Annotated in this window: 8 protein-coding genes; 3 read left to right on the forward strand and 5 right to left on the reverse strand. The window is 70.4% G+C overall.

Annotated features, from left to right (window positions below; genetic code table 11):
- Positions 1 to 24: 24 nt before the first annotated feature.
- Together ADBZ6I_RS14400 and ADBZ6I_RS14405 are read right to left on the reverse strand one after the other, a co-directional pair.
- On the reverse strand, positions 25 to 807 hold the full coding sequence (locus tag ADBZ6I_RS14400) for a LytR/AlgR family response regulator transcription factor (protein WP_526384970.1): 783 nt from the start codon (positions 805 to 807) through the stop codon (positions 25 to 27).
- 15 nt (positions 808 to 822) lie between these two features.
- Positions 823 to 2,001, reverse strand: coding sequence for a sensor histidine kinase (locus tag ADBZ6I_RS14405; protein WP_526384972.1), 1,179 nt, complete (start codon positions 1,999 to 2,001; stop codon positions 823 to 825).
- Between the two features lie 87 nt (positions 2,002 to 2,088).
- Here ADBZ6I_RS14405 and ADBZ6I_RS14410 point away from each other — a divergent pair, with 87 nt between their 5' ends.
- Both ADBZ6I_RS14410 and ADBZ6I_RS14415 read left to right on the forward strand, forming a co-directional pair.
- On the forward strand, positions 2,089 to 2,682 hold the full coding sequence (locus ADBZ6I_RS14410) for an HhH-GPD-type base excision DNA repair protein (RefSeq protein WP_526384974.1): 594 nt from the start codon (positions 2,089 to 2,091) through the stop codon (positions 2,680 to 2,682).
- A gap of 18 nt (positions 2,683 to 2,700) precedes the next feature.
- On the forward strand, positions 2,701 to 2,847 hold the full coding sequence (locus tag ADBZ6I_RS14415; protein WP_313674215.1) for a DUF1059 domain-containing protein: 147 nt from the start codon (positions 2,701 to 2,703) through the stop codon (positions 2,845 to 2,847).
- A gap of 9 nt (positions 2,848 to 2,856) precedes the next feature.
- On the opposite strand, the gene ADBZ6I_RS14420 is transcribed toward ADBZ6I_RS14415, so the two are convergent.
- The 3 genes from ADBZ6I_RS14420 to ADBZ6I_RS14430 all read right to left on the reverse strand — a co-directional run bounded on the left by ADBZ6I_RS14420 (position 2,857) and on the right by ADBZ6I_RS14430 (position 5,971).
- Positions 2,857 to 4,314 (reverse strand): wax ester/triacylglycerol synthase family O-acyltransferase, encoded by a 1,458-nt coding sequence (locus ADBZ6I_RS14420; RefSeq protein WP_526384976.1) that lies wholly within the window; start codon positions 4,312 to 4,314, stop codon positions 2,857 to 2,859.
- A gap of 26 nt (positions 4,315 to 4,340) precedes the next feature.
- Positions 4,341 to 5,351, reverse strand: a complete 1,011-nt coding sequence (locus ADBZ6I_RS14425; protein ID WP_526384982.1) for an Rv1157c family protein — start codon at positions 5,349 to 5,351, stop codon at positions 4,341 to 4,343.
- Between the two features lie 68 nt (positions 5,352 to 5,419).
- Complete coding sequence (locus ADBZ6I_RS14430; RefSeq protein WP_526384978.1) at positions 5,420 to 5,971, reverse strand: hypothetical protein; 552 nt, start codon at positions 5,969 to 5,971, stop codon at positions 5,420 to 5,422.
- Positions 5,972 to 6,169: 198 nt separating this feature from the next.
- Between ADBZ6I_RS14430 and ADBZ6I_RS14435 the strand changes: the two genes are divergently transcribed.
- A complete protein-coding gene (locus tag ADBZ6I_RS14435; RefSeq protein WP_526384980.1) occupies positions 6,170 to 7,423 on the forward strand; it encodes a mannosyltransferase in 1,254 nt (417 codons plus the stop codon).
- Positions 7,424 to 7,478 lie beyond the last annotated feature (55 nt).

The raw sequence follows: 7,478 nt of genomic DNA on the forward strand, positions 1-7,478 counted from the left end.
GCTGCCGTTGCGGGCGGGGGCCGGTCATTCGGCGCCGCCCGGCCGGAAGCTGCGCATCGGGTCGCGGATCAGCCGGTCGCGGAGTTCGCGGGCCTGGCGGCGGCTGACCGGCAGTTCCACTGCCGGTGAGGCGCCGTTGGCGCGCATCCGCACCATGGTGGCGGCACTGGACGTGCGCAGCCCGGTCACCATCGACAGCGCCACGAGATAGGAGCGGTGGACCCGCTGGAACCCGCGGGCGCGCCACCGTTCCTCCAAGACGCTCAACGGGATTCGCACCAGGTGCGATCCCGACGACGCATGCAGCCGGGCGTAGTCGCCCTCGGCCTCCACCCATCCGACGGTGTCGCAGCGGACCAGTTGGGTCACCCCGCCGAGCTCGACGGGGATGACGTCGTCGCCGGCGGCGGGGTCGGCGGCACGGGTGTTCTCGGCGCTTCGGCTGGCCCGGACGCGCCGGATCGCCGCGTCGAGGCGTTCCTCGCGAATCGGCTTGAGTACGTAGTCAACCGCGCCGACGTCGAAGGCGGCGACCGCTTTGTCGTCGTGGGCGGTGACGAAAACCAGCGCGGGCGGGTGAGCGAAGTTGGCCAGCACGCCGGCCAGTTCCAGACCCGAGAGCCCGGGCATGTTGATGTCGAGGAACACCGCGTCCAGGCTCTGCTCGTTGAGGGCGCGCAGGGCGGCGGTGGCATCGCCGACCGACACCACCGTGCCGATGTCGGGATGCCGGCCCAGCAGATAGGTGAGTTCGTCGAGGGCGGGCGCTTCGTCGTCGACCGCGAGCACCCGCAGCAGCGCTGTCATCGCACCTCCGAGATGTCAGGCACGAACACCCGCCCGGAACTTGGGCACCCGCATAATCACCTTGGTGCCCGCGCCGGGGGCCGTCTCGACCACCAGACCGTAGTCGTTGCCGAACGCCGCGCGCAGCCGATGATCGACATTGGTGAGCCCGACATGGGCGGCCTGCTCGCCGTCGCTGAGCACGTCGCCCATGCCCGAACGCAGCGCCTCGGGATCCATGCCGACGCCGTCGTCCTCCACGGTGATCAGGCAGTCCGATCCCTCGTCTCGGGCGGTGATCTCCACCGCGCCGGCCGAACGCCCGGCCAGCCCGTGCCGGACGGCGTTCTCCACCAGAGGCTGCAGCGCCAGGAACGGCACCACCACGTTAAGCACCTCCGGGGCGATCCGCAGTTTCACAGTGAGATTGGCGCCGAATCTGGCCCGCTCCAGGGTGAGGTAGCGGTCGATGTTGCGCAGCTCGTCGGCCAGCACCGTGTAGGGCCCGGCGGACCGGAACGAGTAGCGGGTGAAGTCGGCGAACTCCAGGATCAGCTCGCGGGCCCGGTCGGGGTCGGTGCGCACGAACGAGGCGATGGTGGTGAGCGCGTTGTAGATGAAATGCGGACTGATCTGGGCGCGCAGCGCCAGCACCTCGGCGCGGTCCAGGCGGGCCCGCGAGGCGTCGAGTTCGGCCAGTTGCAGCTGCCCGGCGGCGTAGCGGGCCACCTCGGCGATCGCGCCGAGCATGCCGGGGGAGGGCTCGGCGACGTGCAGCGCCACCATCGCCCCGAGCACCGTGCCGTTGTCGTGCAGCAGCGGCTGAGCCACCACGGCCGGGGCCTGGTCGCGGCGCAGCACCCGACGTCGGCCGGTGATGGACTCCTGGGCCCCCCGCTGGCAGAGGGTCTTCGTCGCGGCATCCCAGAGCCCGTCGGCTGGGTCGCTCACCAGAAGTTCGCCGTCGGGTCCGTAGAGCGCCAGCCCGTCGGATCCGGTCAGCGCCCGCAGGTGCGGGGCGGCGTCGCGGGCGGAATCGGCGTCCAGGCCGGTGCGCAGCGGCCGGGCCGCCAGCGACGCGGTGTGCAGGGCGGCGTGCACCGTCCGCTCCTCCGGGGTGGTCACCACCCGGCGGGTCAGCACGGCGACGAGCCCCACGACCAGCGCGGTGGCGACCAGGGCGAGCGTCAACGCCACCGCCGCCCCGTTGGACATGCCGCCTCCCCTTTGGTATCCCCGGAGTCTCTCCCGGAGATTCATTCTGCTCACCTGGGCCGGTGGCCGCGCGCATAGACTCACGCCATGGCGAGTTTGCAGCTGACCTCCGACCCCGCCGCCGATTCGTTGCTGTCGGAGGACCCGTTCGCCCTGCTGGTCGGGATGCTGCTGGATCAGCAGATCCCGATGGAGGTCGCGTTCGTCGGGCCGCGGAAGATCGCCGACCGGCTCGGCGGGATCGACGCCCGGCTGATCGCCGACTACGACCCGGATCGGTTCGCCGCACTGTTCGCCGAAACCCCTGCGGTGCATCGCTTTCCGGGCTCGATGGCCAAGCGGGTCCAGGATCTGGCCCGCGAGATCGTCGACCGCTACGACGGCGACGCCGCCGGGCTGTGGACCCACGGCGACCCCAACGGCGCCGAGGTGTTGCGCCGCCTCAAGGCGCTGCCCGGGTTCGGCGACCAGAAGGCCAGGATCTTCCTGGCGCTGCTGGGCAAGCAGTACGGGGTGACACCGGTCGGCTGGCGCGCCGCCGCCGGGGACTACGGCAAACAGGGCACCCACATGTCGATCGCCGACGTGGTCGACAAGGGCTCGCTGGAGCAGGTCCGGGCATACAAGAAGAAGATGAAGGCTTTGGCAAAAGAGGGCACTGCGAAGCAGTCGAAGGCTTAGCCAAGAGATGGAGAAGCGATGAAGACACACCTGAACTGTCCGTGCGGTGAGGCGATCCGGGGCAAGGACGAGGACGAGCTGGTCGAGCTGGCCCAGGCCCACCTGGCCGAGGCCCACCCGGGCATGCATTACGAGCGCGAGCACATCCTTTTCATGGCCTACTAGGCGCCCGACTCAGCGGCGGCGGCGTTTCCTGCCCCCGAGCTTGATGCCCACCGCCGCCTCCAGGTCGGTGAGAGCCTGCTCGGTGAACGGGATGAGCGTCTCGACGTTGGTTACCACGTCGCGGTCGGCGACGTAGCCGATGCCGGTCTGTTCGGCGTAGGAGCACACCGTCACGTTGAGCCCCATCCCGTCCCAGATCGACGAGATCGGGAAGATCTCGTCGAGCGAGGCGCCGTTGAAGTACATCGGCTCCTGCGGGCCGGGCACATTCGAAATCGGCAGGTTGAAGCTGGGCGGCACCTTGGCGTCGAACGGCAGCATCGGCAGCAGGATCGTCGGGCCGATGGCCGGCCCCATGGCCGCCACCGTGGCCCCCGCCCCCTGTTCTTCCACCTGCTGCTTGACGTTGGCCATCCCGTCGTGGATCAGCGCCAGCCGCTCGGCGGGGCTTTCGATGTCGGTTCCCAACGGGCACAAGCCCAATCCGAACTGGTTGCCGTGGCTGTCGGCGACAGCGCTGCCGTGGCCGCGGACCGTCACCGGGCTGATCGCCACCAGCGATTTGTCGGGCAGTTCGCCGCGGTCGGCCAGCCAACCGCGCAGCCCTCCGGCGATGACGGTCATCACGACGTCGTTGGCGGTAACCCCGGCGGCCTCCTGCACGGCCTGGATGCGGGACCGGTCCAGGGTCGCGCCCGCGACGGAGCGGAACGGTCCCAGCGAGACGTTGAATCGGGTGCGCGGCGCACTGAACGGCGCGACGATGCTGCGGGCCATGAGGCTGTTCACCACGTTGGACAGCTGGCTCTCCACCACCTTGGCGGTCAGTTCCACTCCCGCGGAGGCGGTTTCGGTGAGGGCACGCAGCGCCGAGAGCAGGATCGGCGGCCTGCGCCGCTCGGGCCGGGTGGCGTCGGCCGCGGGCGACGACGCGGCGAAGAACGGTGGCATGCCGCGCTGGTCGGGATCGGGGCTCAGCGACGAGGTGATCATCTGCAAGCCGGCGACGCCGTCGACGACGATGTGGTGCACCTTGATGTAGAAGGCGAACCGCCCGTCGGGCAGCCCGTCGATCAGATACGCCATCCACAGCGGGCTGGAGCGTTCCAGCCGCAGCGCGTGCAGGTCGGCCACCATCTCCCAGAGGCCGTCCATCCCTTTTTCCGGCGCCACCGTTCGGCGCTGGACGTGGTGGCGCAGATCCAACCCGCTGCCCCGCTCGGTGACGTCACGCCAGGCCCACATGAAGCCGCTGTCCACACCGCTGTGCGGCATCCGGCGCAGCCGGGGGTCCACCTCGACCGCGGCGGAAATGGTCTCCTCGTAGATCCGCTTGACGTAGTTCGCGGCGTCCTCGGGATCCTCGTCCTCCGGGGGGCTGAAGATGAGAAGGGCCGCGACATGCATGGGGCTGGAAACCAGCTCCGCCGTGAGCATCAACGAGTCGAGGGGATCGAGGATCTCCATTGCCACCCCTGTCTAGGTGTCGGGTGTCACGGAACGACGGATGAGCCGATGGTCGGCATGAAGGTGCACTGCTTATCCAGTGTGGTCACCTGACCGAAGATCGTCGACATCACCGACCCGGGGCCGGTGTCCACGATCGCGGTCAGGGTGGTGGGGCCCTGCGGCGGATTGATCGCCGGATTCGGCTTGAGCGTGGCGGTCCCGGACTTACCCGTCGTGAGGTTTACCCAGGTGACGTTGAGCGGCAGCTTCTGCTCCGCCGCCGGCGCCGGTGTGCCCACCGCGGTGAACACGTAGGCCATCTGGCCGGCTGCCGGACCGGGTGCGGGAATCTTGGCCGGACCGGCCACCGCGATCGCCGTGGCGATCACGTTGCTGCCGTCTTTCATGCAGCCGTTGCTGATCGACGGATACATGAAGTCCTGGGTCGGCGGGGTGGCCGGGTCGTACGGGGTGGCCGGACCCGGGGCGGGTGCGGGCGCCGGGAGGGGCTGTGCCAGCGCGACGGGCACCGCGCCCGGGGCAGCCGGCGGTGCCGGCGGTGCGGCCACCGGGGTCGGCACCTCCGGCAGCGCGCCCGCTGCCGGACCGACCGCGCGCTCCGGGTTCACCCCGGTGGGCAGGTGCGCTTCGGCGCCCGGGGCGGCGCCCGGGGCCGGCACATGCTGCTCCAGTGGAATCGGGCCATTGCCCGGACCGGGGGTCAGCAGCGGCGCGGTGCCGTGCGCCGCCCCGCCGGCCTGCTGGGTGATGGCCGCGGCGGGCGGGGCCAACGACGCCGCACCACCGTCCTGCACGAACTTGGTGACGGCCTGCGCCAGTGACAGCGAACCCTCCGGGGTGGCCGCGTTACCGGCCAGCTGGGAAGCCGCCGCCAGCAGCAGCTCCTGCGCCGACTTGGGATCGGCCGCCGCCTGCTGGACCACCGGACTGAGGCTCTGCACCGCCTCCAGTCCGGGTAGCTGACCCGGATCCAGCGGGACGGTGGGGTCCGCCGCCGCGACCGGACTCACGGCCACGGTCAGGGCGACAGTCATCAGGCCGGTGGCCAGCTTGGCGAACGTAGGCACGGGGGGTGCTCCCTTGTCGGGTGGTGGGGCGGATGTCAGGGCAGGGCGGTGAGCAGCGGCAGCGGGTTGATCACTGCCACGGACGGAGCAACCGGTGCAACCGGTGCGGCAACCGGAGCAACCGGCGCGGCGACCGGTGCCAGCGGCGCGGCGGCCGGGCTGAGGCCCACCAGGTTGGCAGGGAAGCCCAATTGGCCGAGCAGCGGACCCAGCGTCGGCGCTGTGGCCACCGGGGCGGCCGCGGGAGCCAGCGGAATGGGGGCCGGCGCCAGCGGCGTGGCCGGGACGGCGCCGGGCACGGCCGGGACGAAGCCGGGTGTGGCGATGGGCGACACCGGGAGCGTGTTGGGGGCCGGGGCGCCGATCATTCCCGACGCGCCGTTGAGGGCGGTGGCCGCGGTCTGCAGCACCGCGCCGACACCGGCTGGGCTGGCGAACTGCTCGATCATGCTCAGCGCCGGCACGCCGGGGATGGCCGGCGGCGCGATCGGGTCCGCGGCGGCTGAGGCACTCAGCGCGACTCCGGCCGCACCGAGCCCGGCGACGGCAATTGCGTTGGCGGCGAACAACTTTGCGAAACGTGACATTGGAATCCATTCCCTCGATGACAGGTCTGTGAACTGAACGTATCGAGTTGCAGGAGTTACTCAAGGGACACGTGTGGTGGTTATTCAACCGTTACGGGAGTGATGGTCATCGGTGACTCACGCCGTTCGGCCGGTTCGGTGCGATTTCCGGCGCCTAGCGCATGAAAGTGCACCGAAGTGTCGCGTCGTTAGAGTCGCGTGGTGGACACCGCGTCGGCACCGCACGCTGTGATCGGCAGGCTGGCGGGCGTGGCGCCGGTGCTGCTGGCCGTCAGCATCGCCGCCCGCCTCGCGTGGACCTTCCTTGCGCCCAACGGCGCCAACTTCGTTGACCTGCACGTCTACCTGGGCGGCGCGGCCGCGCTCGACCACCCCGGATCGCTGTATTCCTACGTCTACGCCGACCAGACGCCGGACTTCCCGCTGCCGTTCACCTATCCGCCGTTCGCCGCCCTGGTGTTCTACCCGCTGAGCAAGCTGCCGTTCGGTGTGGTGGCGCTGGGCTGGCAACTGGGCATCATCGCGGCGCTCTACGGGGTGGTGCGGGTCAGCCAGCGGCTGATCGGGGCTGATCCCCGAGTCGGCCCGGAGCACGGCCGCTGCGCGGCGATGCTGTGGACGGCGGTTGGCATCTGGACCGAACCGCTGCGCAGCACCTTCGACTACGGGCAGATCAACGTCTTTCTGGTGCTGGCCGCACTGTGGGCGGTGCAGAGCACCCGCTGGTGGGTCTCGGGTCTGCTGGTGGGCACGGCCGCCGGGATCAAGCTCACCCCCGCCATCACGGGTCTGTTCTTCGTGGGCACCCGGCGCTGGGCGGCCGCGGTGTCGTCGGCGGTGGTGTTCGCCGCGACGGTCGCCGTGTCGATTGCGGTGATCGGGCAGCAGGGCCGGTTCTACTTCACCGACCTGCTGGGCGACGCCAGCCGGATCGGACCGATCGGGACGTCGTTCAACCAGTCCTGGCGTGGTGGGATCTCGCGCATCCTCGGCCACGACGCCGGGTACGGTCCGCTGGTGCTGGCCGGGATCGCGATCAGCGCGCTGCTGGCGCTGCTGGCGTGGCGTGCGCTGGCGCCGGCTCGCCGGCAGGGTGATCGGCTGGGCTCGCTGCTGGTGGTCCAACTGTTCGGGCTGCTGATCTCACCGATCTCGTGGACCCACCACTGGGTCTGGCTGCTGCCGTTGATGATCTGGCTGTTCGACGGGCCGTGGCGCGGCCGCCCGGGGGCGCGGACCCTGGGCTGGGGCTGGCTGGCTCTGACCCTGATCGGGGTGCCGTGGCTGCTGAGCTTCGCCCAGCCCACCATCTGGCAGATCAGCCGGCCCTGGTATCTGGCGTGGGCGGGCCTGGTCTACATCGTCGCGACGCTGGTGACGCTGGGCTGGATCGCTACCAGTCCTGATCGTCACGCTCCTCATCGCGGCTGGCGCCGCTTGATCGTCGCGTGACTGTCCTGATCGTCACGCTCCTCATCGCGGCTGGCGCCGCTTGATCGTCGCGTGA

This window comes from Mycobacterium sp. (genome assembly GCF_044342925.1).
In the GTDB taxonomy this organism is placed as follows: Bacteria; Actinomycetota; Actinomycetes; order Mycobacteriales; family Mycobacteriaceae; genus Mycobacterium.